At 60.6% G+C, this 24,571-nt stretch carries 18 protein-coding genes and 6 pseudogenes; 12 read left to right on the top strand and 12 right to left on the bottom strand.

All coding sequences use genetic code 11. From position 1 onward, the window contains the following. Window positions 1-283: 283 nt before the first annotated feature. Window positions 284-457, bottom strand: a complete 174-nt coding sequence (locus RW095_RS41385) for an MEDS domain-containing protein (RefSeq protein ID WP_394365050.1) — start codon at window positions 455-457, stop codon at window positions 284-286. 758 nt (window positions 458-1,215) lie between these two features. After that, a protein-coding gene (locus tag RW095_RS07800; RefSeq protein ID WP_317015511.1) for an IS3 family transposase occupies window positions 1,216-2,399 on the bottom strand; the annotation gives its coding sequence in 2 pieces (ribosomal slippage) (window positions 1,216-2,135 and window positions 2,135-2,399; 1,185 coding nt in all). A gap of 658 nt (window positions 2,400-3,057) precedes the next feature. Between RW095_RS07800 and RW095_RS07795 the strand changes: the two genes are divergently transcribed. The 5 genes and pseudogenes from RW095_RS07795 to RW095_RS07775 all read left to right on the top strand — a co-directional run bounded on the left by RW095_RS07795 (window position 3,058) and on the right by RW095_RS07775 (window position 6,651). Beyond that, window positions 3,058-3,441, top strand: coding sequence for an NUDIX hydrolase (locus RW095_RS07795; protein ID WP_317015510.1), 384 nt, complete (start codon window positions 3,058-3,060; stop codon window positions 3,439-3,441). A gap of 445 nt (window positions 3,442-3,886) precedes the next feature. Next, the gene (locus tag RW095_RS07790; protein WP_317015508.1) at window positions 3,887-4,198 is read left to right on the top strand and encodes a YlcI/YnfO family protein; all 312 of its coding nucleotides are present in this window, start codon (window positions 3,887-3,889) and stop codon (window positions 4,196-4,198) included. Further along, window positions 4,158-4,455 (top strand): annotated as a pseudogene (locus tag RW095_RS07785) (type II toxin-antitoxin system RelE/ParE family toxin). Before RW095_RS07790 ends, RW095_RS07785 begins: the two are co-directional and overlap by 41 nt. A 377-nt stretch (window positions 4,456-4,832) precedes the next feature. Beyond that, a pseudogene (locus RW095_RS07780) lies at window positions 4,833-6,155 on the top strand (phage integrase family protein); the annotation flags it as partial. Between the two features lie 226 nt (window positions 6,156-6,381). Beyond that, on the top strand, window positions 6,382-6,651 hold the full coding sequence (locus tag RW095_RS07775; protein WP_317014804.1) for a DUF1488 family protein: 270 nt from the start codon (window positions 6,382-6,384) through the stop codon (window positions 6,649-6,651). Window positions 6,652-7,681: 1,030 nt separating this feature from the next. Here the strand turns inward: RW095_RS07775 and RW095_RS07770 are convergent. After that, window positions 7,682-8,266, bottom strand: a complete 585-nt coding sequence (locus RW095_RS07770) for a TetR/AcrR family transcriptional regulator (RefSeq protein ID WP_317015507.1) — start codon at window positions 8,264-8,266, stop codon at window positions 7,682-7,684. Between the two features lie 180 nt (window positions 8,267-8,446). Between RW095_RS07770 and RW095_RS07765 the strand changes: the two genes are divergently transcribed. The 3 genes from RW095_RS07765 (at window position 8,447) to RW095_RS07755 (ending at window position 11,269) form a co-directional block, all read left to right on the top strand. After that, window positions 8,447-9,487: a zinc-binding dehydrogenase gene (locus RW095_RS07765; RefSeq protein WP_394365014.1), complete on the top strand. Its 1,041-nt coding sequence runs from the start codon at window positions 8,447-8,449 to the stop codon at window positions 9,485-9,487. A gap of 128 nt (window positions 9,488-9,615) precedes the next feature. Next, window positions 9,616-10,593, top strand: coding sequence for a zinc-dependent alcohol dehydrogenase family protein (locus tag RW095_RS07760; protein WP_317015504.1), 978 nt, complete (start codon window positions 9,616-9,618; stop codon window positions 10,591-10,593). A gap of 76 nt (window positions 10,594-10,669) precedes the next feature. Beyond that, window positions 10,670-11,269, top strand: coding sequence for an NADPH-dependent F420 reductase (locus RW095_RS07755; RefSeq protein WP_317015502.1), 600 nt, complete (start codon window positions 10,670-10,672; stop codon window positions 11,267-11,269). Between the two features lie 385 nt (window positions 11,270-11,654). Here the strand turns inward: RW095_RS07755 and RW095_RS07750 are convergent. The 6 genes and pseudogenes from RW095_RS07750 to RW095_RS07725 form a co-directional block, all read right to left on the bottom strand. Further along, a pseudogene (locus RW095_RS07750) lies at window positions 11,655-13,097 on the bottom strand (IS1182 family transposase). Between the two features lie 50 nt (window positions 13,098-13,147). After that, window positions 13,148-13,516, bottom strand: coding sequence for a hypothetical protein (locus RW095_RS07745; RefSeq protein ID WP_317015501.1), 369 nt, complete (start codon window positions 13,514-13,516; stop codon window positions 13,148-13,150). A 132-nt stretch (window positions 13,517-13,648) separates the two neighbouring features. Continuing rightward, complete coding sequence (hpnK, locus tag RW095_RS07740; protein WP_317015499.1) at window positions 13,649-14,578, bottom strand: hopanoid biosynthesis-associated protein HpnK; 930 nt, start codon at window positions 14,576-14,578, stop codon at window positions 13,649-13,651. Further along, entirely contained in the window at window positions 14,568-15,941 is a 1,374-nt protein-coding gene (hpnI, locus tag RW095_RS07735; protein ID WP_317015498.1) for a bacteriohopanetetrol glucosamine biosynthesis glycosyltransferase HpnI, read from the bottom strand. Before hpnI ends, hpnK begins: the two co-directional genes overlap by 11 nt. 12 nt (window positions 15,942-15,953) lie before the next feature. After that, a complete protein-coding gene (locus tag RW095_RS07730; protein ID WP_128592529.1) occupies window positions 15,954-16,304 on the bottom strand; it encodes a hypothetical protein in 351 nt (116 codons plus the stop codon). 677 nt (window positions 16,305-16,981) lie between these two features. After that, a pseudogene (locus tag RW095_RS07725) lies at window positions 16,982-17,544 on the bottom strand (acyloxyacyl hydrolase). A gap of 54 nt (window positions 17,545-17,598) precedes the next feature. Here RW095_RS07725 and RW095_RS07720 point away from each other — a divergent pair. Further along, window positions 17,599-17,943 (top strand): annotated as a pseudogene (locus RW095_RS07720) (IS66 family transposase); the annotation flags it as partial. 12 nt (window positions 17,944-17,955) lie between these two features. Here the strand turns inward: RW095_RS07720 and RW095_RS07715 are convergent. The 3 genes and pseudogenes from RW095_RS07715 to RW095_RS07705 all read right to left on the bottom strand — a co-directional run bounded on the left by RW095_RS07715 (window position 17,956) and on the right by RW095_RS07705 (window position 20,470). After that, a pseudogene (locus RW095_RS07715) lies at window positions 17,956-19,197 on the bottom strand (IS3 family transposase). A 15-nt stretch (window positions 19,198-19,212) separates the two neighbouring features. Beyond that, window positions 19,213-19,599 (bottom strand): cupin domain-containing protein, encoded by a 387-nt coding sequence (locus RW095_RS07710; RefSeq protein WP_317015494.1) that lies wholly within the window; start codon window positions 19,597-19,599, stop codon window positions 19,213-19,215. After that, a complete protein-coding gene (locus RW095_RS07705; protein WP_317015493.1) occupies window positions 19,556-20,470 on the bottom strand; it encodes a LysR family transcriptional regulator in 915 nt (304 codons plus the stop codon). Before RW095_RS07705 ends, RW095_RS07710 begins: the two co-directional genes overlap by 44 nt. Before the next feature lie 206 nt (window positions 20,471-20,676). Here RW095_RS07705 and RW095_RS07700 point away from each other — a divergent pair, with 206 nt between their 5' ends. From RW095_RS07700 to RW095_RS07690, 3 genes are all read left to right on the top strand, one after another. Further along, window positions 20,677-21,732 (top strand): aldo/keto reductase, encoded by a 1,056-nt coding sequence (locus RW095_RS07700; RefSeq protein ID WP_317015492.1) that lies wholly within the window; start codon window positions 20,677-20,679, stop codon window positions 21,730-21,732. Between the two features lie 143 nt (window positions 21,733-21,875). Then, window positions 21,876-23,099, top strand: a complete 1,224-nt coding sequence (locus RW095_RS07695) for a Gfo/Idh/MocA family protein (protein WP_317015491.1) — start codon at window positions 21,876-21,878, stop codon at window positions 23,097-23,099. Between the two features lie 80 nt (window positions 23,100-23,179). Further along, window positions 23,180-24,544 (top strand): MFS transporter, encoded by a 1,365-nt coding sequence (locus RW095_RS07690; protein ID WP_317015490.1) that lies wholly within the window; start codon window positions 23,180-23,182, stop codon window positions 24,542-24,544. The last annotated feature ends 27 nt before the right edge of the window (window positions 24,545-24,571 follow it).

Raw genomic sequence — 24,571 nt, 5'->3', positions numbered from 1 at the left:
AGTTGACAGAGCCCGTCACTTGTATCCGCCGGCCACCACCGCTAAACGGCTGGCACTACAGCAATTGGCGGGCTATGGAGCGCCCTACCCGCGGCTTTGCCCAACCCGATCCATCTCCTCAAAGATGGCGAAATGTTATAACATTTCGCCATTCTGCGTTCGGCTCGGTCCACATGCGTGGTGCAAAAAATCTATTGACGTGACCTTTTGGAGTGCAAATGCAGGCATCCGAGTTGACCGACGACCAGGCTGCGCGCCATCGAGAATCTGTAACTGGCCGGAGTCAAACGTATTCAGTGAGTGCGGGCGCCGCCCGCGTGAGCATATGGCGAGCTTTGTCCGGTCCCAGCAACGCCGGCGCGACCCATACGCCGGCCTCGCGATTGGCGAGTCCGGCGTGCAGGAATTCCGCCGTAACACTGAGTAATTGGGCTCGTGATTCGTAGAAGTGACACAGACGGGTGCCCCAGGAGATGGGCCCAAGCGGGGAAAACCGCTTTACGAGTTCCGGCGGTCATCGTTTCGCTGAAAATACGTGGACCAAGGACCATCGCGCTAGGCGACGAAAGCGGTTGCGCGTTTGGAATGAATGTAACCGTACATAGCAGTCATATCCGGCAGTCCCGACCTGAGGGCAGGAAGCGGAACAGCCGCCATCAACTGGTTATGCCGGAATCAACAGAGGAAAAATAAGGGAGGGCACTTTTGGAAAAATAGTGGTCTTCCCCTGGCGCTTCCTGGTGTTGAAAAGTGAGATTCGTAATACGCATGTAATGGTGGCAATGGCCGCGTGTCGACCGTGCACTTCGCTGGCCACGTCCAGGCAATATCTCCCCGGTGCTGCCAGTCCACGCGACAACGAACCCCAAAGGAATAGCCGCTCGGGGTGGCATGAAACGCCGTACGCTTGGCAGGCTGCGATGCATCCACTTGCTTGGATATGAGTCGCCTGCATCACATACTTCGCCTTAAGGGAACGCCGTCGGATAGCTATCCATGATTCGGAAACATCGTGCAGTGCCAGAAGAGCTTCTGCGTGCACAACGGCTGGCGAAACCTTAAATAGCCTTCAACCGAACCGGGTAAACGTATGCTTTTCACTCTCCTGTTAGAACGTCTCGACCGCTGGCTGCGAAATGCTCACCGGACCCACTGTGATGAATACCTCGCAGCTTTGACCTTGCCCCTGTTTGACGAATCCCATAACCGAGGGAGTTATGCGGCCTCGCCTTGTTGGGCTGCCAGCCAGTTCTTCTCGAACGTCATAGGGCTGACGTAGTCGAGTGTCGAGTGTAACCGGCGTGCATTGTAAAAGCCCAGCCAGTTAATCACCTCATCCATTGCGGCACGCCTCGTGGCGAAGTGTCGTCCATGCATGCGTGCTACCTTCAGCGAACCCCACAGACTTTCCGTCGGCGCGTTGTCCCAACAATCGCCACGTCGGCTCATCGATGAACGCATGCCGTAGGCCTTCAGCGTGTCCCGAAACAGGCCGCTGCAATACTGGCTGCCCCTGTCGCTATGCACGATTACGCCGGCTTGTGGACGACGTCGGAACCATGCCATACGCAGCGCGTCTGTGACCAGCTCCGCTTTCATGTGCGGCTGCATCGACCAGCCCACCACCTGCCGGCTGAACAGGTCGATGATGACCGCGAGGTAGACCCAGCCTTCGGCTGTCGCCAAATAAGTAATATCACTTGTCCAGACCTGGTTCGGTGCGGTGGCGGTGAAATTGCGCTCCAGCAGATTCGGCGCAACCGGCAAATCGTGGTTCGAGTTCGTTGTCGCGATGTACTTGCGCTTGTGGCGAGCCCGAATGCCATGCTGAGCCATCAGCTTGCGAACCCGCTCCTTGCCCACGCGCACGCCAAGTGCGAGCAGTTCCTTCCACATGCGCGGCCAGCCGTATTCGCCTTTGACCTGCGCGTGAATCGCCTTGATGTTTGCCAGCAGTGCATCGTCACTCACGCGGGTTCTGTGCGGCCTGTCCTGCGCAGTACGTTGCCGGCGCTGATGATATCCGCTCGGGCTGACTTCCAGCACTTCGCATAGCACTGAGACCGGCCAGTGGCGTCGATTACGCTCGATGAACGCGTACTTCACATCGATTCCTTCGCGAAGTACGCCGCGCACTTTTTTAGAATATCTCGCTCCATCTTCAGGCGAGCCACTTCTGCACGCAGCCGTGCCAGCTCCATCTGTTCCGGACTCACCGGCTTTGCGCCAGCTCCTGCCAGCTTGCCTTCCCGGTCGGCCTTTACCCAGTTGTACAGCGTCTGTTCAACCACACCCAGTGTCGCCGCCACCGCCGCCATGCTTTGCCCGGCCTTGACCAGCCGCACAGCTTCCAGCTTGAACTCGAGCGTGTACTGCGCTCGCTTTGCCATGCTCGTCATCAATGTTCTCTCCTTGCGTGAGTTTACCGCTCAGCAAGGGATTCGTCTTTCGGGGGCAAGCTCACTTCGAAGGATATTGCCGAGCTTGAGCGTCGGATGAAAGAGTGTGCCGGTTAGCAAGGGCAGACGCCGGGCGCGAGCGATTCACGATAGCGGCGCGAATACTCCGCTCTATGGCCGCCGCGAGGGCGACGCTTCTGAGGACAATGCGGTTGTCGTTGCCATTTTCCACCTTCGAGGCATGGGATTTCTGTGACAGATTGAATGGCGGGTTTGGCCAAGGATGCGACATGGATCGTCGGTGGGTGAGCAGCCGGTTACTCTGCACGCCCGAATGTCAGGCCCACGCCCGAGGCAAACGACGCTTCCTGGCCGCCTGCCGCCTGGTGCAATGCGCATCTACTTTCCCCGACCTTGCAAGGCCACAATCGGCAGCCGGACTATGCCCTGTGGCGACTGGTGGCAGTCGACCCATCTCCTGTCGCACAGAACGACTTCTCGCAGGTCTGGTTTCAGATCGATCTGCAACGGCCGTCGACGATGCCCGCCTGCGCTGCGCGGCCTTTAGACAACGCTTAAAATACCCGCGTCATCGGTGGGCGGGGTTGGGTCAACCGTGGCCTGGGTAGGGCTCATACAAGCGAGCGGCAGGGAGAAGATGAAAGACAGGGCAAGCGTTCTGTGCGTTCGGGACGACCGTATTCTGCTGGTTGCCAGGGAAAGGTCGCGATGGGCGCTACCGGGCGGAAGAATTCGTCGGGACGAGGCGCCCCATGAAGCCGCGTTGCGGGAACTGGAAGAAGGGACCACGCTTGTCGCAGATGATCTAGCGTATCTTTTCCGGTTTGACGGCTTCAATACGCAGCACCATATCCTCTTTGCTGAGGTGGGGCCTCACCTGACCGCACAGCCCAGCAACGAAATTGCGAAGTGCAGTTGGTTCGCGCCGGTCAAAATCGCGACGCTTTCCGCGAGTGTGCCTACGCGTGGCATGCGCTGCGGACATGACCGCAATCCTCCCGAATGCCTGGCGCGGCACTGAGCGCTCCAGCAAATGTCTGCGTCGCTATCAAAGCGTCGATGGTCAGTTTGTTGCCTGCTGGGAGAACGCTCGCCTGCAGGTCTGCGCGGCGACGCCCGCGGCCGCGATGGCGGGACTGCGGCGTTGCGCGACGATATGCCCGCACAACGGTGGTGATGCGCTCCCCTACCCTGCCTCGGCGCGTGTGGTCACGCCCAGCCCGATGTCCACGAACGTCGCAACTGAATATCAGTTGTTTATCGACTGCGTGAAGGCCCGTCGCTGCTTCTGGAGCGAGCCCACCGTCGCGCGCTTGCGGTGGCGTTTGTCCCACCCTGCTCCGTCGATGTCCAGAAATGAAGGGGGCGAAAGCCACCAACTTTCGCCCCTTCATTTTCGGCAAGTTTCCCGCTCAAGAACTAACTGCTGACAGAATGTATCGCAAATGCAATACATGGAGTTCGTCATGAAAACAGCCACTATCCCGGCACTGCGCGTCGAACCGGAATTGCGTCGTGCAGCCGAAGAGGTTCTGAAGGACGACGAAAGTCTGTCCTCGTTCATGGAGACATCCCTTCGCGCAAGCATTGCGCAGCGAAAGCTTCAGCGCGAGTTTATCGCGCGAGGGCTAGCCGCGCGCGACGAAGCGCGCAAAACAGGTAAATATCATCAGGCTAGCGATGTTTATGCCGAGATCGAGACATGCTGCATGCAGCGAAGCGGGCGAGAGACAGCCAGTGACATACCGAGTCCGCTACTGCGGCGGTGCCCGGAGTGATTTGCCGGGGCTTTACGAATTTCTGCTTGACCGTGACGGGGTATTGGCGGAGCGGGCACTGGAAGCTTTGCGCAAGGACAGACGTGCTAGAACAGTTCCCTTTCACTTGTCGCAAGGCCGATGCCGACAATCCCTTCCTCCGAGAGTTGATCGTGCCGTTGGGATCCTCCGGCTACGTTGTGCTGTTCGAAATCGAGGACGCAGCAACGGTTACGATCCTGGCCGTGCGGCATCAACGGGAAGCGGATTACCATTAGGAAACGACAGTAAGTCCGCCCAATTTGATCAGCCCGATGACATATTAATCGGGCCGACGATATCGGTGTAAGAGATCGTCAACCGCGGCCATGGCGGCTGACACATGACCGTGGACCCGCTCGTGCCCGAGAGCGGCCTGGATTTCCCAACTGACCAATGCGCAGCACCGGTGAGCACGTCCAAGCTTCACCCCGGCTCCCGCAAAATCTCACCTTCCATTCCTTCTCCCCATGAAGCGCGCCGCGATGCGATGACATCACTCCCATGGACTGATGCCGACTTTGAGTCGCAAAACTTCTGAGCCGTTGTGCAATCGGGACCTCGTCAGCAACCTCAGGCGACTCCAGGAAAACGGCACCTTGAACCGCGGTATTAGCTGCGCGCGCACGGCATCATGACGCTCGCCGATCTCACGGTGCGCATTCCGCGCCGGCGCCAGTGGTGGAAAGCACTGCCTGGACTCGGCACAGCGAGCGCCCGCGCGATCGAGGCGTTTTTCGCAGCCTGGCCTGTTCTCACGGAGAAAGCGCGTGCGCTCGTCATTGCCCGCCAGCGCGGTGACATCGTGCCGTGGGAGACCCTCAAACTACCGCACGAGGTCGACGGCTCTGCCGGAACATTCCGCGCGCCGCCCGCCACCTGCACACTCGACGCGTCCAACGACTACGAGGCGGTGCAGACGTGGCTGTCCCTGCATGAGTCACCCGCCACCCAGCGGACCTACCGCAAGGAAGCCGAGCGGCTGATCCTCTGGGCCATCATCGAGCGTAGCCGTGCACTGTCGTCCCTGACGACCGATGATGCGATCGCCTACCGGACGTTCCTGCGCCATCCTTCGCCGCGCGCACGGTGGATCGGCCCGGTGCGCCCGCGCACGTCGCCGGACTGGCGGCCGTTCAGTGGCAGTCTGTCCGCGCGCTCGGTCGCGCACGCGCTTTCGGTTGTCGGCGCCCTCTTCCGCTGGCTGGTCGAACAGCGCTACGTGCTGGCCAATCCATTTGCGGGCATCAGGGTGCGCGGTGGCAAAACCGCATCGGCGCTCGACGCGTCGCGCGCTTTTACGGACGGCGAATGGGCACTCCTACGTACGATCGCCGACGGCCTCGAATGGTCTTACGGCTGGACGGTTCAGGCCGCACAGCGCCTGCGGTTCCTGCTCGACTTTGGTTTTGCAACGGGTCTGCGCGCGAGTGAACTGGTCGGCGCGACGCTCGGCCACGTCGAAACGGACGCACGCGACGAGCACTGGCTGCGCGTCACCGGCAAGGGCGGCAGAATGGCACGGGTGGCGCTGCCGCCACTCGCGTGGGACGCACTGGCGCGTTATCTGGCTGAGCGCCAGCTGCCGGCTAGCCCTGCACGCTGGCGGCCCGACACACCGGTCATCGGCAGCCTGGCAGCGGACAGCGCCGCGACGATCAGCAGTGTGCGGGTGTGGGGTGTCCTTGAGCGCTTTTTCTGCGATGCCGCCGATGCAATCGAAGCCGATCACCCGCCGCTCGCGGAGAAGCTGCGCCGTGCCAGCCCTCACTGGATGCGGCATACGCGCGCCACTTATGCGCTCGGGCACGGCGCAGAACTGACGACGGTGCGCGACAACCTGCGGCACGCCTCGGTGTCGACCACGTCGATCTACCTCCATAGTGACGAGGCGAAGCGCGCGCGGCAGATCAGCGAGGCCTTTACAACGCGGAAGTGAGCGCGCCAACCCGCGTGACCGACCCCCTCGCAGTCGCCCCGGCGGTTGACCGTTTCCTGATAACGGTTCGATCGCCGGTACAAACCCCCAAGCGGAGCGCGCAATGCTCCGCCGACTTTTGTGATGTCAGGCAGTCTGTGGGCTGATGCCAGCGACCATCGCTGGCATCATCGGAGCGATCGACACGCCTGCTCACTCGCCTACGAGATGACGCCCGGAACCAGCCATGGAAAAACCTGAATTCGAGCCGCAGATTCTGGCAAATCGACAAGGCGTGTCGTTCTGGCTCGTCCGCGGAAACACCTCCGTCGAATGCATCGTCGCGATTGCAGCGCTGGAGGCCCACTTCTGGCTTGAGCCGCAGGCCGGGGACGCCCGGATCCTGAGGATTTTCGGGGACGGGTACAGCCGCATCCGCGCCATCGCCGAACGGAAGCTGCTTGCGCATCCGTGCGCACGCCTGGAGCTGACACCCGATGATTTCGAGCGCCGCTGAACAGCGCGGGTGAATCGGGCACCCTCCTGGAAACATGGACAATCTGGCCGGGGGCCCTTTTTTGGGCAACGCTGTTGTGGCGGAGCCGAGCCGGCCGCTGCGAGGGCCTGACCGTTAGTTGCGTACGCAAACCAATCGGTTTGATTCTCGGGAACGCGGCACCATCTTTAGCACCTCTTAGCTTGAGAGGAGAATCGGCCGCCGATGCGGCCTGTATCTATGCGCGAGAGCGCCAGCGCGGCTCCTGCCTGCTCAGTTGGGTGGCGTCGGTCGATGCGAGCGAAGCCGGAAACGTTACATGCCTCAGAAGCCAGTATCGGAATGGACACATCGCCCCGCCAAGCCGCTGTTCGCCGGCGACGAAGCGGCACTTCAGCGGACGGCTAGCTGAGCGGTCGGGCAGCCGGCGGTGATCCGCGAGGACGGCAAGTCGGCCAGGGCCGACGGTCGCCAATCCCACAACGTACGGCGGCTGCAACTCAGGTTGCTGTCGTTCGCAAACCGGCGCCGGCGAACGTCAGCTATCACTGTTGGTGAATGGGTCATCCCGACCCACTCCGGTCAGACAACTTTCTGCGAACCGGTCCATCAGCCAATTGCGGATTTCGCAAACTGGGATGCCACCAAGCGGTCGTTGGCGACCTCACCCAATCGGCCACGAACGGTCATTCGTCGGCGCCATTCTTCGGTCGCTCAGAAGACGGCTCCGCAACAGCTACTGTTGAAAAAGTCGCTGGTCGTCTGTTTCATGAGGTTTTCAGGGGTCCTCTTACCTTGGGCGGCATGTGCGAGCGGCTTATAGGCCGATCTGAGAGGTCAATATTCGCGCAGAACAACTGATAAAACCTCCTCGGCGACTTTTTCAACAGTATCCAACAGCAAGCGGCCACTCGTTTCGCGACAACAAGCGTTGCTTCGTCGGCCAAACACGCCCGATGCTGCATCTGTCCTCGAAAGAAAGCAGAGCGTGACGCTCCATACCGACGCCCTGCGGGCACCGGCGCTGGACAACTCCGTGCAGCATGGCGAGTCAGACGACGCGAGTCCCCCGGGGCCTTGCAGGTCTGACCCGACCACTTTGAATTGGCCATGCTTGCATGGCGACGTCTGCGATCGCCCTCAGCTTCTGCGGGCTGCCTCCGTCCCGTGCCTGGACGGCCATTCCACGGGTCACGGCGCTGTAGAAGGCAGCAAGTGCGGGCACGTCGGTGTCAGGCGGTAAGTCGCCGTCTTCGACGCCCTTGCGCAACCGCTGCGCCATCATGTCTTCAGCCTTTGCGCGGTGCCCGGCCATCGTCTCGCGAATAGAAGCGAGTTCGGATGGCAGGTGAGTGCCGGCCAGAGAGATCATGCAGCCCGGCGGGTGGCTCCTTCGCGTGAATTCCACGACGGTGGCGTCGAGAAGTTTCGTGAACGCTTCTCGCGTGTCGGCCGTGCCGAACAGTCCGCCAGCAAACCAGACTTCGGACAGGCTCAGGTATGCGTCAGTCGCTTCCTTGTAGAGCTTCTCCTTGCTGCCGAACGAGTTATAGAAGCTCGACGGGCTGATTCCCATGGCCTGGATCAACTGGTCGAAGGAGGTTCCTTCGTATCCCTGCTCCCAGAAGAGATCCATGGCCCGGTTCAGAGCTTCTGTGCGATCAAAGGTTGAGGGCCTGCCGCGGCTACGCCGGGGTTGCGTATCTTTTTTTGTAGTCATAGCTCCAAAAATCCTTGACATGCTGTAGAGACAAACCTATTCTGCCATAAAGGAGCGATCGCTCCAATATTCGAATCCTTGCGGAAGGAGTCTGTGATGCAGCGAATTGTTCACAACAACCACGGCGAGCCTGCCGAGGTGCTCAGACTGGAAGCGTTTTCCGATGCCCCGCCTCTTGCGAGCGGAACGGCTCTCGTGCGCGTGTCCGCCGCACCGGTTCATCCGGGCGACTTGCTGGGCGTCTCGGCTTCCCCGGCCTTTGGGGCGGCTCCCGTTGTTCCGAGGGGAGGTCAAGTGCCCGGCATCGAAGGTGTTGGGGTGGTGGAAGCGCTCGCCGCTGACGTCGCCCCTTCACACCGGATTCAGGCTGGTACACGGGTGGCCTTCTTTCCCGTCAATGGCTCATGGAGCTCCCGGATTGCCGCGCCCGTCCAGTCGCTGATACCGGTGCCCGATGAAGTGAGCGACGAGGTCGCAGCACAAATGGTGGTCAACACATTGACTGCACGGCTTGCGGTGCGGGCTGGTCACAACGCGTTGCCTGAAGACAGGCGCGAAGATGTCACGGTTATTCAGACGGCTGCCAATTCGGCCGTCGGAAAGCTGCTCACTCATCTGCTCGTCGAAGCGGGTGTCAACCCGATCCTGCTCGTCGGCTCCGCGGCGAGCGCGCAAGCGCTCAAAGCTGCTCGCCCCAACCTTTCTGTCATCGTCACGGCAAACCAGGGCTGGAAGGACGAGCTGCGCAATGCGCTTGCGAACAAGCCGGTCTACGTGGCGTTCGATGGCGTCGGCGGCGCGCTATTGCCCGACGTAGCGGACTTCCTCACTCGCGGCGGAACGATCGTTAGCTACGGCTCCCTGGGCGGCGCTACGACGGACATTCGTTCCATTGCCCCTCGAGCGCTGACCATCAAGGGTGTGTCGATGTTCAGCTGGCAACTCGAACCTGCTGCAGTACGCGAGGCAGACCTGACCAAGGCACTCGAGCTCGCAGGCAAGTTCCCAAACCTGTTCCCGGTAGCAAAACGCTATCAGGCGAGCGACTTCCTGGGCGCGCTTGAACATGCCAATCGCCGGGGAAAGACCGGCACGGTGCTCCTCGCGTTCCAGAGCTACGCCTCCTGCGCAATGTGAGGCGCCCCTCGTCAAGAGGGGCGGCTTCGTAGCGCTCACCCCAGCTTTGGCACGATTTCGAAACGGACTCCGAAAGCCGAAGTATTGCCCTTCGGCTTTCCACCAAATCTTGTGAAAGGACGCAAGCCATGCGCGCTATCCATAACACCGCTTTCGGCAACCCCGTGGAGACTCTGAAACTCATTGACCTTCCGGAGCCGGCCAACCCGGGCCCGGATGAAGTCCTGATCGCGATGGAGTATGCCCCCATCAACGGCAATGACCTGGCCGTCATCACCAATCGCTTCGTCTACTCGACTCCACTGCCTTCGATCGTGGGCAACGAAGGCGTCGGGCGCGTACTGCAGGTCGGTCCGAATGTTTCCAGCGTGAAGGTCGGCGACCGCGTGTTGCCCCCGCTTTATGCGTTGACCTGGCGCGAGCGCCTGGTGATCCCGGCCAAGGGGCTGATTGCGCTACCTGCCATTGTCGATCCACGTCAACTGGCCATGCTGCGCATCAATCCTCCCACGGCCGTACTTCTGCTCGGGCGCTTCGTTGACCTCAAGGAAGGTGACTGGATCGCGCAGAACGCGGCCAACTCCGGCATCGGCCGCACGGTAATCGCCCTGGCGAAGAAGCGTGGCCTGCGGACGATCAACTTCGTACGTCGTCCGGAACTGGTCAAGGAACTGGAAGAAGCTGGTGGGGACGTCGTTCTCGTTGATGAGCCGGGCGCCATCGACAGGGCCAGGGCCGCGGTCGGTCCGGGCAACGTCCGTCTGGCTATCGACGGCCTGAGCGGTTCGGCTGCGGTACGCCTGATCGACGTGCTGTCGCAAAACGGTACGCTGGTCAGCTATGCGTTCACGAGCGGCGAGCTGGTCACGCCGGTCAAGGTCGTGGACCTGCATCTGCGCGGCATCGTCGTGCGCGGCATCTATATGGACCTTCCCGAATACCAGCCGTACATCGCAGACGCAATCAAGGAGTCTGCCGAACTGATGGCTCGCGGCGAACTTGACCTGCCAGTGGCTGCCGTGTATCCGCTTGCGGACTACCAGAAGGCCGTCGCTCACGCAATCAAGGGTGGCAAGGTGCTGCTCGACCTGCACTCATCAACCTGATCAAGCCGTTCTCCCAAGTGCCGTGCTCCTGGAGGAGCATGGCTTCGTTGACTCACGTTGCCGCTGAGGTGTCGAAATGAAGATTGGTTTTATTGGAGCCGGTGCTGTAGCGCAGTCCATCGCCAGGAGTGCCATTCAAGCAGGACACGAGGTTGTCTTGAGCGCTCGTCGTGGGCCACAGGCTTTGGGCGATATCATGGCCGCACTCGGTCCGAACGCGTCGGCAGATACGGTCCAGGAGGTGGCCGGGCTCGACCTGGTCGTGCTCGCCATTCCATGGCTTCAAGTCCCGTCGGCCTTGGATGGGCTGCCCAATTGGGCGGGTCGCATTCTGGTAGATACCACCAACCCTTTTACGCAATATGAGCCTCGATTGATTCTGGCGGACCTGGGGGACAAGGGCGCCAGCGAGATTGTCGCGGCGCACGCGCCAGCGGCTCGCGTGGTCAAGGCGTTCAATGCCATTCGCATGGAGCACTTCGACAAGGGCCCGAAGTTTCATGATGGAAAGCGCGTCATCTTCGTCTCAGGTGACGACATGGACGCAAAGGCGGTGGTGATCGCACTCGTCAGGGAGTTTGGCTACGCAGCAGTGGATCTTGGCGGTCTGGTTGCAGGCGGTCGCATGCAGCAAGCCGGTGGCCCGATTGCTGGCCACGACTGGGTCGTCGCATAGGATTTGCAAGGTATGCAAACCAATGTCGCGTTATTTTCGGGGAGCAGGGCGGCTGGATGCCCGGTTGTCTTTTGCGAGCTGCGGTTGGCGGGATGCGGCTTCCAGCGTCGGCAACGGGGTCGCGCTGCGTCAGTCCGCTCTTCAAACTCATGGCCGGAAAGCGGCCAGTGGTATTTCGCTGCCCCGAAGCGGCCTGTCGTCAGTGCGCACTCCCGACCCAGGTTGTGTGGAAACCCGATGAAATTACGATGCGGCGTGCCCGCGCCCCCAGCGGCTCGTTTGGCTGCCTTTGCGGCCATCACGGCGACGACGAGGGTGAGCGGCATGAGCGTCTCCGGTGCGTTCTAGAGAAGCTTAATGGCTTTGTTTAGGACCTGCGAGGTGCTCACGCACCCACCAGCCGCATCGCCTTCATCGTCTTGTTGAAACCTAGAATTCTCAGCACTCGAGCGAGATTGTAGGCGAGTACGTTCAGACTCATCTCGGTACCTACGTTAGGCAACCTGCGCGTCAGGAAGTGCGTGTAGCCCATCCAGTGCTTGAACGTTCCGAAGACATGTTCGACGGTTCGCCTGCGCACTGTCATCGCGTCCGGCGTCTTGTCGAGCCGACGTTGAACTGCCTCCAGCACCGACTCATGCTCCCATCGACTTATCCGTCGTTGGCCGCTGGGAGTGCACTGTGACTTCATTTGGCATTGCGAACAGGCGCTGCTCCAGTATCGATGTAGCTGCATCCCGTGTTCCTCGCTGGTGTATCGGTAAATTGCCCGTTCGCCAGCTGGACATTGGTATTCGTCGTCCCGCGCAATGTAGATAAAGTCTGCCTTGTCGAATCGGCCATGGTATTTCGCACCTGACGTTGTCGGCTTCGGCAGCATGACCGCAATCCCGGCATCGGCGCACTCCTTGATCTGAGTCCCGGTGTAGTAGCCACGATCGGCGACTGCCCGCAGTCTGGTCTTACCCATCGCGTCGCGCGCAGCTTTTGCCTGGGGCTCAGCTGCGCCCGGTCACTGCCGGAGTTTGTGACTTCGTGAGCCACGATGAGGTGGTGTTTGGCGTCAACTGCCACCTGTACGTTGTACCCCACCATTCCCGAGCCTTTGCCGCTCGTTGCCATGGAGCGCGCGTCTGGATCGGTCATCGAAAGTTGACCGTCAGGCTCCGTCTTGAACTGCTCCTTGATCTGGTCGAGGTTTCGCATCTGCTCGCGCAAGCGTGCAATCTTGTCCTGCAATCGGGTTGTCTTCGCTTCCAGCTCAACGGGTTGCGTACGATCGGCCGTCTCCAGCGCGTTGAGATACCGCTGGATGCTCTCCTCGATCTGCTTCTGGCGCTTATCGACCTTCCCCTCGGTGCAGTTGCGATCGCGTGTATTGACTGCCTTGAACTTGCTGCCGTCAATGGCGACCAGCGCTTGCGAGAACAGCTTGAGCTCACGGCACAGCATCACGAAGCGGCGGCACACGTTGCGAATGCCGGTACCGTTGTCACGACGAAAGTCGGCTATGGTCTTGAAGTCCGGCGCCAGTCGGCCCGTGAGCCACATCAACTCAACATTGCGCTGGCATTCGCGCTCAAGACGCCGGCTTGATTGAACCCGGTTCAGGTACCCCTAGATAGATCTTCAGCAGCACTGCTGGATGATAGGACGGGCGACCTGTAACCGACGGCATTGCGCCATCGAAGCGCAATGATGCAAGGTCAAGCTATTCAACAAATGCCTCGATAATCCTGACCGGATTGTCCTCAGCAACAAAGTCATCGAGGCATTCTGGAAGCAGCGTCACCTGCTTGCGATCTTCACCTTCTATGAATCGCTTCATCCGGTCACCCATCTGAATGAGTTACTTCAGTTTAGGCGATCGACGTGTTCTCACGCAAGCTCGACCCACAACTGCCCTTCGGCAGCAGCGAGGTTGGATGACCGAAGCTTGGCAGATGCTGTTGAAAAAGTCGGCGACCGTCGAATCGCGAGGGTTTCATGGGTCGCTTTACCCTTACCCAAGGGCTGCGAGCGGCTTGTAGGCCGATCTGAGAGGTCGATTTCTTTGCTGTTGCACGACAAACCGTATGGCGCGACTTTTTCAACAGCATCTGGCATAAGGCGGACGGTCACAAATGGCGCATACCGGCCCCAAGCGCCGGCGTTACTTCGATAGAAGCAGCCCACCGACATGGGGGAAAGCGACGCGGCACTTTTTGCCGTCCTGTGGGCCACCATAAATAAAAACTTTTTAGACATATGCGCATCCGCGGCGCCCCTTGAACGCGGCAGCGGATGCGCTCGTGTCGGTGATCGCCGACGAGTTGCGCAAGGTGTCGAGCGCGTCGGAGATAGAGGCCTCGATCGAGTAGCAACGCTGGGCGCGAACCGCTAACCGTTGGCCACATCGGCGAAGCCGCCGAGGTTTGCGCCGAGGGCTCGAATCGCGCGAGCGACGTCCGGCGAAAGCAGCGCTTGGAGCTCGTCGGCGTGGCGGTAATCGCGCATGCCGTCGGTCAATGGGCGCTCGCCTGCAATGGCAGGATGGCAGTAGATTTCCGCGACCCCGCCTCTGAGCGAAGCGAGCGCCGCGAGCCACGCGGCCTCATCCATGCGGCCGCTGCCGGCGATGCCGACGACATAGTCGTTGTGAAAAATGCCTGCGCGGTCGAGCCGCGCTTTGACCAGCGCGATCCACGGTCTCAGCCACAGCGGCGCATTCCACTCGAACGGCAAACGCATCGCCTTCATGCCGAATTCGCGGCCAATCTCAAGGATCAAGCCAAGCACCGTCGGATGCAGATGAAAATGCTTGTGCGTGTTCACGTGATCGAGCGCGAGTCCGGTCTTTGCAAACGCCTGGAACTGCGCGCGAATTTCGCGCGCAAGCTGCTCGCGTACATGCGGCAGAAAAAAGAACCGCACGCCGTCGCGGACCATGTTGTCGCCGAAGCGTCCATGCTCGTCCAGCAATGCCCCAATGCAGGTGCGCGGCAATACCGCGTCGCCATCGGCGAGGACTAGATGGAGGCCCACGCGCAAGTGCGGCATTGCGTGCGCGCGCTCGACTGCATCCGTCGCGGCGGGCGCGCCGATCATCAGGCTCGCGGCCGTGAGCACGCCGTGGCGATGCGCCTGCTCCACGGCCACATTCACACGGGGGTGCAAGCCGAAGTCGTCGGCGGTGATGATCAGCGCGCGGGGCCTCGCGGCGCACGGCTCGACCGGACGCGGCTCGAATGCATGCGGCCTGGACGCATGCGGCCTGGATGCGAGCGGCTTTAATGCGTGAGACTCTGCCACATCCACCTCAGCGGCCATCGGATGCCTCCATCACGTCCATCGAGCGCAGTGGCCTCGCACCTGCAGCCGAACGCGAACTTCCGACCGGAACGCGTGCGCCCCGCCAGGTGACATGCGAACCGAAAGCCGCAGCGAGCCATTGGAATAACAGCAGCGTATCGCGCAACGGCAGAAGCGGAAGATCGCGCCAGAACGCACGCGCGAGCGAAGCCGCCGCTTCACCGGGAAATGCGCACCGTAATGCAACGTTATGGCGCACGGCACGCAGATGCAGCAGCAAACGCGCGGCAAGCCCCGCCATTGTGCCGGCCGCGCCGACGAGCGCGCCCCAGGCAGGCGCGCCACCGTTCGCGCCGGCAGCGAACACACCCGTCAGACATGCACCGGCAATGAGCCACGGAGTCGGAAATGTGATGAACAGAAAAGCGAAACCGGGCGGATTCACCGAACGTATCGTGCGCAACCAGCGGGTCTCGCGTTGCCACAGTTCCGCAAAGGTGGGTTCGGTCACATCGGTGGCCACCATCACGCGCGAGAGCACCGTTTGCAACCCTAGCGCGCGCGCATGTTCGGCTAGCCAGTAGTCGTCGGCAAGACAGTTCTTGAGGGCCTCGAAACCGCCGATGCGTTCGAGCGTTTCACGCCGCAACGCGAGCGTCGCGCCGAAACCGAAGCGGCGCGAACCCGCCATGTGCGCGACGCGTACCGAGGGCGCAAACCATTCGTTGACGAATAGCGCGCCCACGCGCGGCCAGAAGCCGCCCACGCCTTGCGCGGCATAAAGACAGGTGAGAACGCCGATGCGCGGGTCAGCGAGGGGCGCTGCCACGCTCTCCAGATAATCGGCCCGCACGGCGATATCGCTATCGGCAATCACGATCACGTCGTGACGCGCGCGCTCGGCCATATTCATCAGATTGCTGACTTTCAGGTTGCTGCCGTGAACCCGCGTGTCGATCGCAAGTTCGATATCGAGCAACGGATACGCAGCTTGCAAACGACGCGCGACGGCAATCGCGGGATCGTCAGGAGAACATACGCCAAGAACAAGCTGGAAATTCGTGTGACGCTGCTCGCAAAAAGTTTGCAGGTTCTCATAGAGGCGCGGCTCGGCGCCACACAGCGGCTTGAGAACACTCACGCCCGCATGGGGGAACGGATAAGCCCGACGTGAAGCAGGTGCGCCGAGCTCCGCACCGTGCACGAGGCTTGCCGGATCGACTGCGGGAGCGGCTGGCGAAAGACCGTCGTGGCCAAACGCGGCGCGGCCACGAACGGTAGAGAACGGCATCGCCACCGCCGCGACCAGCGCATACAGCGACGCCGCGATGCAACCGGCGAGCAGAATCCATTCGCCTACTGTGAATGCGTGCGCAACCATTGGCGGATTCCGTCAGTGTCCGCGCAAGACGAACGGTGTGCCAGTGAGGCGAAGATGCAAGATGACGAGCCAAAGCCGCGGGCAATCGGACGCGACGGCGACTGGCCTGGCGTAGAGTCCAGCAGCGTTCGCGTAGCGGTCTTCAACGGCAAGGTGGAATGCGGCCTGCGCCACCTGGCGCGCGACGATCACACCGCCCACTACCATGGCGAGCGCGGCGAGCCGGAAAGCCGCGGAGACAAACAGATGCTGCGCGCCTGGCAGCGCCGCTACCGTCACACAGGCGAGCACGTCGGCCGCGAGAGCTGTGAGCGAGGCCACCATGAGATGGGCTCGCAGCATATCGACTGTGACTGGCTTCATGGCTTCGTTTCGTGGCCTGATGAACGCATCGTGCGGCTTCCCGTAGGCAGCCAGCGCCCGCGCTTCGACGCATTCGTCAGCAAGAAGAAAGACGGTCACTACGGCCACGCGCCTGCCGTGAATCCGTCGATGTACTTACGATTTCATTTCGGTACGCCGACAACAAAAGGCGATGCCGCGTGCTCTGTCGCAAGTTCATTTAGCGAATCCCTATCGCCAATACAACAGTAAGCCGTTGATGAGCGATAGTATCGATTCAAGCTGAAGGGAACCTTAAGCAAAACGCGGTGTACCCAGCCGCCGAACCGCATGGCTGACGCGCGAAGCTGCAGCGTCGCTGCGTTCATCCGGTGCATGCCGTCACACAATGAAAACATCTACAGAATTTTGCCCCGTGCGTGGAAAGCCAACAGTCTGCTCAAACGGGCGCTCCTCAAAAGCAGGCGATGCGCACTGGACTCACATGGTTCAGGTACGGGCAACGGACGACGGCCTGTTTTCCAGCAGCTGCTGTGGGGCGATGCCGTTCGCTCGTTGAAAGACCTGAACGTCTAGCACGTGCCAGTAACGGAAGCAGCCGTCCGTACTTGACGCGGTCAGCCCGGATCGGGAGCGAGCCAGCCAGCAGGGTTTTGCGTGTCAACGACCGCCTCACGGTGCGATACCGGTCGCAGTCGTCAGAAGTTACATTGCAGGTATAGCTGGTGGAAATTTATACCAGGATTCGGCTCTTTGATACCGCCATTCGAAACATGCTGGAAGCGGTAGCCCGCCTGATACTGCTGATGGCCGCCGAACTGCATGCCCACGCCCGCCATATCGGCGAACTGGAACGCAGTGGACAGCGTGAAGGTCGAAGAAATTCTCGGGCTCGACAGCAAGCGCACGCCCGCGCCCAACTCGACGAAAGGCCGGATTGATCCCGATCCTTTAATGAAGCGAATGATAGGCGTCACACCGATCTCGCCGATGTTCTCATGCACATTGCCTTCGTTCGTATGCCACCAGGCCACGTGGGCCTCGCCGATCAGCGCGAAATGCCGTCGCCGATCTGCCACCACGTTAGATTGGGGTTCCACACCAAGCCAAGGTCCAGTTTCTTGACATGGCGATCCCCGAGAGCCCCGGTGACCTGGACGCCGAACTGTTCGGCTGCCGGCAGTCGGAAGGAACCGAGTAGCAGAGTCACGCACGCAATGTTGAGAGCCAGACCACGGACAGCATTGTTTCTGTTGCGCATTCAACACCCGAGCTCAGCGAAGGCTAAAGATCATATAGGTCTTGCTTACCTAAGGAGGTGGCGCCGAAGGTGACGCCCCAGAGCCTGCTCGGTAAGGCAATCGCCTATGCGCGTAACCAGCGCGAATATCTGAGCCGCTACGTCACTGACGGGCGAGCCGCAATAGACAACAATCTGCGAGCGGGACATCAGGCCGTTCGCCACTTCGAGAAAGTCGTGGCTGTTCAGCGACACGGTCGACGGCGCAAAAGCGAGCGCCACGATTTACAGTCTCATGCTGAGTGCCGTGCCTGCGGTGTCGAACCGTACGACTACCTGTTGCACGTGCTCAAGGAGCTGCCGCAGCGTCCACCGGACGCCGACGTGACGGACCTCTTGCCCGGACTTGCCCCTGCATGACCGGACATGCGGTCACGCTTGGGTTGGTGAATTTGCCCGCTGGCGAAACTCGCGTGGTGAGCAGTATTTCAGGGCGCTGTGTGGATGGGATTCGTTGTAGTGGTCAAACGCGATGGCCAGGTTGTGCAACGCCGTTCTCGCGTCCGGCTTGGGCATCCACGAGACGTAGTCTCTCTTCATCGTTTTGACGAAGCTCTCGGCCATCCCGTTGCTCTGCGGACTTCTGACCGGCGTCGTGATGGGTTTCAGGCCCACCTTTTTCGAGAACGTCAGCGTCTCCTCGGCAATGTAGCAGGAACCGTTGTCGCTGAGCCATTCGATTTTGTTGTCGGCCTTCAACGCACCATCGAAACGGTTTTCTACAGCCTGAAGCATGACATCACGCACCATGTCTCCGGTATAGCCTCCAGCGGTCGCAGCCCAGCTCATGGCCTCACGGTCGCAGCAGTCCAGTGCAAAGATGACGCGCAGCGGCGAGCCGTCATCACAACGGAATTCGAAGCCGTCCGAGCACCAGCGCGCATTGCTCCGGTCCACCGCGACCCTGCCATCGTGCCGGCGCCTCGATTCGGGATGTCGAGGGCGGCGCTCGAGCAGCAGGCCGTGAGTATGCATGACCCGATAAACCCGTTTTGCATTAACCCGGGGCTGCCCCTGTGCGTCCCGGTTTCGGCGTAGGAGGGGCCCAGGCGCGCCGGTAACCGTAAGTAGGCAAATCAGCAACCAGCCCCTGGAGCTCCGCAACGAGCGGTATGTCGTCACGGGCGGGCGTCTTGCGCTTGTCGACCCATTCAGCGTCGCGCTTTGATTTCACCGCAAGATTAGAGCGCGACACACCCAGGACTTCACAGACCGTCTTCATCGGTCGTCCCCCGGCAGCAATGGTGAGCGCGCAATCAATTTTTTTGCCCGGCCGTACTCCACTGCTTCGCGGAGGATTTCCACTTCCATCGTCTTCTTGCCCAGCAGTCGCTGGAGTTCACGAATCTGCTTCATCGCTTCGGCCAGGTCGGATGCCCGCACCACCTGCTCGACGGCACTGACTGCCGACAGGCTTCCGTCCTGATAGAGCTTGCGCCAGGCGAACACCTGGTTTGCATTCACCTGATGACGACGGGCAACTCCGGAAACGGTTGCTCCGGGCTCGAAGGTCTCGCGCACTATCGCGAGCTTCTCATCGACAGAGCGCCGGCGGCGCTGTTCGGGCTGGGTCAGAACTTCAATGGGTTCCACGTTAGAGCTGGGCTTAAACATAGGCGTAAGACTACCTCAAAGTTTAAGCGTTACCTCGTGTCCGGTTTTCGCCGGGGCCGGCCCATGTTCCTGGCGCGAAAGGCTCGCCTGATCTGACAGAGCATCCGCGCCGCTCCGAAGATAACGTCCAGAATGATCGTCCAAGCGATCGATGTCGTCTTCGCCGAGATAGCTGCCTACCTGAACCCTGGTCGTCTCGCCCGGCAGGCGCCTCTCGTTTTCGAGCCTATGCGCGACAGCAACCGGCAGATAGGTCGATTGTTTCTCCGCAAACAGGAACGTCTCGTCAGCACGTTCGAAGTTGCCGGCGTTCCAGACGAGTTTAGGGGCTTTTTCGCCGCGCGGAGTGAGTCGGGCGTCAGGTCGCCATCGCGGGCAATTTGAGCAAGTCCAGGAAAGCACGGGCGACAGGTATGAGCGGTTCTCCCGTGCTTCCCTTAAAAACGGCCGCGAGTTCCCAGCAGGGCTCCTCGGCCTCGCGCAGGCGCGCTGTTGCGACCGGCGCGCCGTGCGTATTGCTCTCCCTTGCGGCGGCCACGGATTCGGGCACCATGCTGATCGCAAGCCCCTGTGCGGCCAGTTCGAGCAACATCGGCATGTCGTTGACCTCGAAGCTGGTGCGGCGCTGCAGCGCTGCCGCCGCAAAGCATCGATCGACGAGCCGTCGCACGCTCCACTCCGGGCGCAGGTCGGCGAATGTTTCGTCGACGAGATCGGCCAGCTTCAACCCGCTGGTGCCCGCGAATCGATGATGCGGTGCGCAGACGACGACCATTCCTTCGCATGCGAACATGTGCGATCCGATATCGTCCAGCGACGTGTCCGGTGGCTGTGTGAACGCGAGATCGAGGCGCCCTTCCTGCACCCCGTCGATCAACGCGCGCGAGCCGTCCAATGTCAATTCGATATCGATCCCACCGAACGCGGCCCGAAACTGTCCGAGAGAAGCGGGCAGGTCGACGAAAGGCGCGAGACCGTGAATCGCACCGATACTCAGCCGGCCGCGTGCGAGCCCGTGAACCTGCGTTACGGCGTGCCGCGCGTCGCGCGCGGCAGCCAATACCCGCTGCGCCTCTGCGAACAGCACTTCGCCGGCAGGCGTCAAGGCGACTCGCCTCGTGCTGCGATTGAACAATGGCCCGCCCAGATCTTCTTCCAGCGAGCGGATCGACGCAGACAATCCGGACTGCACGAGGTTGAGGCGCCGCGCCGCGCGCGTGAAATGCCGCTCTTCTGCGACCGCCACGAAATGTTCCAGCTGCTTCAAATCCACGTTCGCACTCTTTCTTACAGAAACGATTGATCACGAAAACCGCACAATTGAATCATATCTTTCTATTGGAATGGTAATTCGATCTACGCTATCGTCGGACGTCTGGGGACGTCAAGGAACACTGGGCACCCAATACGGGCGCAATGGGACTTTACGGCTGCACGCCGGCTGTGAATCCTCGCAACATACATGGAGATTGCTTCATCATGGATTACCGTCAACTTGGCCGTTCGGGCCTCAAGGTGTCGACCATCACGCTAGGCACGATGACGATGGGCGGCAAAGGCAAATTCGCGAGCGTCGGCGAGGTTGGCCTCGACGAGGCGCGCCGACAGATCGACATGTGCATCGACGCGGGCGTCAACCTGATCGATACGGCGGACGTCTATTCGAACGGTGCATCGGAGGAAATTGTCGGCCAGGCGCTTGGCGGCAAGCGCAAAGGCGGCGTGCTGATTGCGACGAAAGCCCGTTTTCCCATGGGTGACGGCCCGAACGACCGCGGTCTGTCGCGGCATCATTTGATAGAAGCCTGCGAGGCGAGCCTGCGCCGTCTCAAGACCGATGTGATCGATCTCTACCAGGTGCACGAATGGGACGGGCTCACGCCGCTCGAAGAAACGCTCGAAGCGCTCGATCTGCTTGTCCGGCATGGCAAGGTCCGCTATGTCGGCTGCTCGAACTACTCGGGCTGGCACCTGATGAAGACGTTGCATGTGAGCGAGCGCGATCGTCTGCCGCGCTTCGTGAGCCAGCAGATCCATTACACGCTCGAAGCACGCGAAGCGGAATACGAACTCGCGCCGATCGCGCTTGATCAAGGCCTGGGCATTCTCGTCTGGAGCCCGCTCGCAGGCGGCCTGCTGTCGGGTAAGCACCGCCGCGACGCGACGCCCGAGGGCACGCGCCAGCTCGCCGGCTGGACGGAGCCGCCGATCCGCGACGCAGAACGACTATGGTCGATTGTCGACACGCTTGTCGAGATCGCCAACGAGCAGAATGTCTCGGCCGCTCAAGTCGCGCTCGCATGGACACTCGGGCGCCCCGCCGTCACGTCGGTCATCATTGGCGGACGCAACGAGAAGCAACTGCTCGACAACCTCGGCGCGGCGAATCTCAGGCTGAGCGCCGAACAGCGCGAGCGGCTCGACAAGGTGAGCGCGCCGCCCCTGCTCTACCCGTACTGGCACCAAGTGCGGACCGCGCACGATCGTCTTTCAGTTGCGGACCTGTCGCTGCTGGAGCCCCATCTCAAGGCGTAGGTGTGATGCGGCCGACATCGACTGCCGGCCGCCCTGAAAGATCGCCCGTCATCCACAGATGTCCACCTTGGCCGGATCGCAGTAGTTCCGTCGCGAAGTCGACTTGCGCCTGCAGCGACTTCACTTGACCGTGGCGCACCGTCATGAGCCTGCCGCGCAATCAAGCCGATGGATGCCCCTTCACTCCTGGCGTCACGCAATCCGCGATCGACATCGTGCGCTGCCACCGGACCGGTGGCAGCAGCGCCTCGCTCGCCTTCAAACTAACGGCGCAACACCGAATCACCATGAAAAAACTCAGAACAGCCATCGTCGGCTGTGGAAAAGTCGGTCATTTCCATGCCCGCGCGCTTTCGAATCTCGAGAACTCGGACTTCGTCGCAGTATGCAGCACCTCTCACGATCGAGCAAAGGCCTTCGGCAAACAATACGGCGTGCATGGGTTCGATAGCGTCGAAGAAATGGTGAGCGCCGCGCAGGTCGACGTTGTATGCATCTGCACTCCGCATCCTCAGCACGCTCCCGTTGCGATCGCCGCCTTGAAAAGCGGCTGTCACGTTCTCATCGAAAAGCCCCTCGCTTCTTCGCTCGAAGACTGCGATGCCATCCTTTCATGTGCTGAAGAGCACCGGCGTACGGTCGGCGTCGTGTGCCAACGGCGCTTTTACCCGTCCGCGATGCGAATCAAGCAGGCCATCGACGCAGGCAAGATCGGCCGCCCTATGATCGGCAACGTGGTCATGCTTGGATGGCGCGACCGCCAGTACTACGAAAGCGATCCGTGGCGTGGCTCGTGGGCTGGCGAAGGAGGCGGCGTGCTCGTGAACCAGGCGCCGCATCAGCTCGATCTGCTCCTCTGGTATCTGGGCGATATCGATGAGGTCTACGGAGTGTGGAAAAACGTCAATCACGACTACATCGAAGTCGAAGACACCGCGGCGGCCATCATCAAGTTCAAAAGCGGCGCGATTGCCAACATTCTGGTCAGCAACTCGCAGAATCCTGCTTTGTACGGGAAGGTCCATGTTCACGGAGACAACGGCGCGTCGGTCGGCGTGCAGACGGACGGCGGTGCGATGTTCATTGCCGGCGTCTCGACCATCACCGAACCACCTTACAACGATATCTGGACAATCAAAAGCGAAGAAGGAATGCTCGGCGAGTGGAGAAAAGCGGATGCGGAGTATTTCAATTCCGCGGATTCCCTGTACTTCTATCATGAGCGGCAAATAGACGATTTCCTGACTGCCGTCGGCAACGGCACGAAGCCTTTGATCGACGGACGGGACGGCCGGAAAACCGTAGAACTCTTCACAGCCATCTATCGCAGCACGCAGAACAATGCGGTTGTAAAACTCCCACTCTAGGCAGGACGACGAGTCGCCGGCGCTCCATGCGGCAAGGCATGTTTGGGCGAGCCTCCAGACGGCCTCTTGAATGCGAAATCATGAAAACAACTAAGACCCGATACTTCATTGTCTTTTTACTGTTTGTAGTCACGGCCATCAACTACATGGATCGTGCGAATCTCTCGATCGCGGGCAGCAGGATCCAGGGGGAATTCGGCCTTTCGCCGACCCAGCTAGGCCTGCTCTTTTCGATGTTCACCTGGACCTATGCGGTCGCCCAGCTTCCCGTCGGGTATCTCCTTGATCGAATCGGATCGAGGGTTCTGTACGGAAGTGCAATAGTCATCTGGAGCATATGTACATTCGCGATGGGCTTCGCTTCACATCATCTTTTCGCGACCCTGGGCGCCTCGTTTGCGATGCTGCTGGTCTGCCGAGCCCTGATCGGCCTCGCTGAAGCGCCGTCATACCTCTCGAATACGAAGATCGTCGCGAACTGGTTTCCGAAGAACGAACGCGCGCGCGCGACGGCGACCTATATCAGTTCCCAATACATCGGGCTTGCATTGTTCACGCCTGTCCTGACTTTTCTGACGAGCCGCTACGGTTGGCAAACGGTGTTCTATGCAACGGGTGCAGCGGGGATCGTCTTTGGGGTCTACTGGCTGATCGTTTATCGCGACCCCAAAGACAGCAGGAACACCGGCCAGGTCGAGCTCGACCTTATCAAGGCAGGCGGTGGCTACGGATCTCAGGATCAAGCCACCGTCAACACCGTGGTCGCGAGAGACGACGTCCTCTACTTCCTCAAGAACAAAACTGTCTGGGGTCTGTTCATCACGCAGTTCGCCTACAACTCGACGCTGATCTTCTTCATGACATGGTTCATCGTCTACCTCGAAAAGGCATTGAATCTCACGCTTTCCAAAGCGGGACTGGGCGCATCCATTCCTTATCTCATGGCCATGGTCGGCATGCTGGCGGGCGGCTTTCTCAGTGACAGCCTCCTGAAAAAGGGCAAATCGGTCACTATCGCGCGCAAGTTGCCGGTGATCATTGGTCTCGTGTTGACGGCCATGATCTTCACTGTCAATTTTTTCGAGAACCAGCCCGTCATCGCGATTGGGATTCTTTCGCTGGCCTTTTTCGGCAACAACGTCGCGAATCTCGGCTGGGTGGTGTTTACGGACGTCATTCCTCGCAATTTCATCGGTACGATGGGCGGCTTTCTGAATCTGTTCGGCAATCTGTCCGGCATTACTACGCCCATCGTTTTCGGCATGATCCTGCAGCGCACGCATAACTTCCACTATGCGATGTGGTACGTCTCGATCGTCGCCGTTCTGGGCATCCTTTCGTATATTTTCCTCGTCGGTGAAATCGAAATGATCGTGCCGCCGAAGAAGCGGGAACCGGATGCGTACCGGCGAGCGGGCGCTTCCAACGCGGGACGGATCGTGTGAGTCGACATGACGACAGGGATCGACGAA

Source organism: Paraburkholderia kirstenboschensis (assembly GCF_032806925.1).
In the GTDB taxonomy this organism is placed as follows: domain Bacteria; phylum Pseudomonadota; class Gammaproteobacteria; order Burkholderiales; family Burkholderiaceae; genus Paraburkholderia; species Paraburkholderia kirstenboschensis.
Note: the sequence above shows the minus strand (reverse complement) of the source record. Positions and strands in the feature narration are given on the sequence as shown.

What these genes read in the sequence shown, in the direction of transcription:
- RW095_RS07795 (WP_317015510.1), top strand. Translation starts at nt 3,058, where the DNA reads ATGAAAGACAGGGCAAGCGTTCTGTGCGTTCGGGACGACCGTATTCTG.
- RW095_RS07790 (WP_317015508.1), top strand. Translation starts at nt 3,887, where the DNA reads ATGAAAACAGCCACTATCCCGGCACTGCGCGTCGAACCGGAATTGCGT.
- RW095_RS07775 (WP_317014804.1), top strand. Translation starts at nt 6,382, where the DNA reads ATGGAAAAACCTGAATTCGAGCCGCAGATTCTGGCAAATCGACAAGGC.
- RW095_RS07770 (WP_317015507.1), bottom strand. Translation starts at nt 8,266, where the DNA reads ATGGATCTCTTCTGGGAGCAGGGATACGAAGGAACCTCCTTCGACCAG.
- RW095_RS07765 (WP_394365014.1), top strand. Translation starts at nt 8,447, where the DNA reads ATGCAGCGAATTGTTCACAACAACCACGGCGAGCCTGCCGAGGTGCTC.
- RW095_RS07760 (WP_317015504.1), top strand. Translation starts at nt 9,616, where the DNA reads ATGCGCGCTATCCATAACACCGCTTTCGGCAACCCCGTGGAGACTCTG.
- RW095_RS07755 (WP_317015502.1), top strand. Translation starts at nt 10,670, where the DNA reads ATGAAGATTGGTTTTATTGGAGCCGGTGCTGTAGCGCAGTCCATCGCC.
- RW095_RS07745 (WP_317015501.1), bottom strand. Translation starts at nt 13,516, where the DNA reads ATGTCTAAAAAGTTTTTATTTATGGTGGCCCACAGGACGGCAAAAAGT.
- hpnK (WP_317015499.1), bottom strand. Translation starts at nt 14,578, where the DNA reads ATGGCCGCTGAGGTGGATGTGGCAGAGTCTCACGCATTAAAGCCGCTC.
- hpnI (WP_317015498.1), bottom strand. Translation starts at nt 15,941, where the DNA reads ATGGTTGCGCACGCATTCACAGTAGGCGAATGGATTCTGCTCGCCGGT.
- RW095_RS07730 (WP_128592529.1), bottom strand. Translation starts at nt 16,304, where the DNA reads ATGAAGCCAGTCACAGTCGATATGCTGCGAGCCCATCTCATGGTGGCC.
- RW095_RS07700 (WP_317015492.1), top strand. Translation starts at nt 20,677, where the DNA reads ATGGATTACCGTCAACTTGGCCGTTCGGGCCTCAAGGTGTCGACCATC.
- RW095_RS07695 (WP_317015491.1), top strand. Translation starts at nt 21,876, where the DNA reads ATGAGCCTGCCGCGCAATCAAGCCGATGGATGCCCCTTCACTCCTGGC.
- RW095_RS07690 (WP_317015490.1), top strand. Translation starts at nt 23,180, where the DNA reads ATGAAAACAACTAAGACCCGATACTTCATTGTCTTTTTACTGTTTGTA.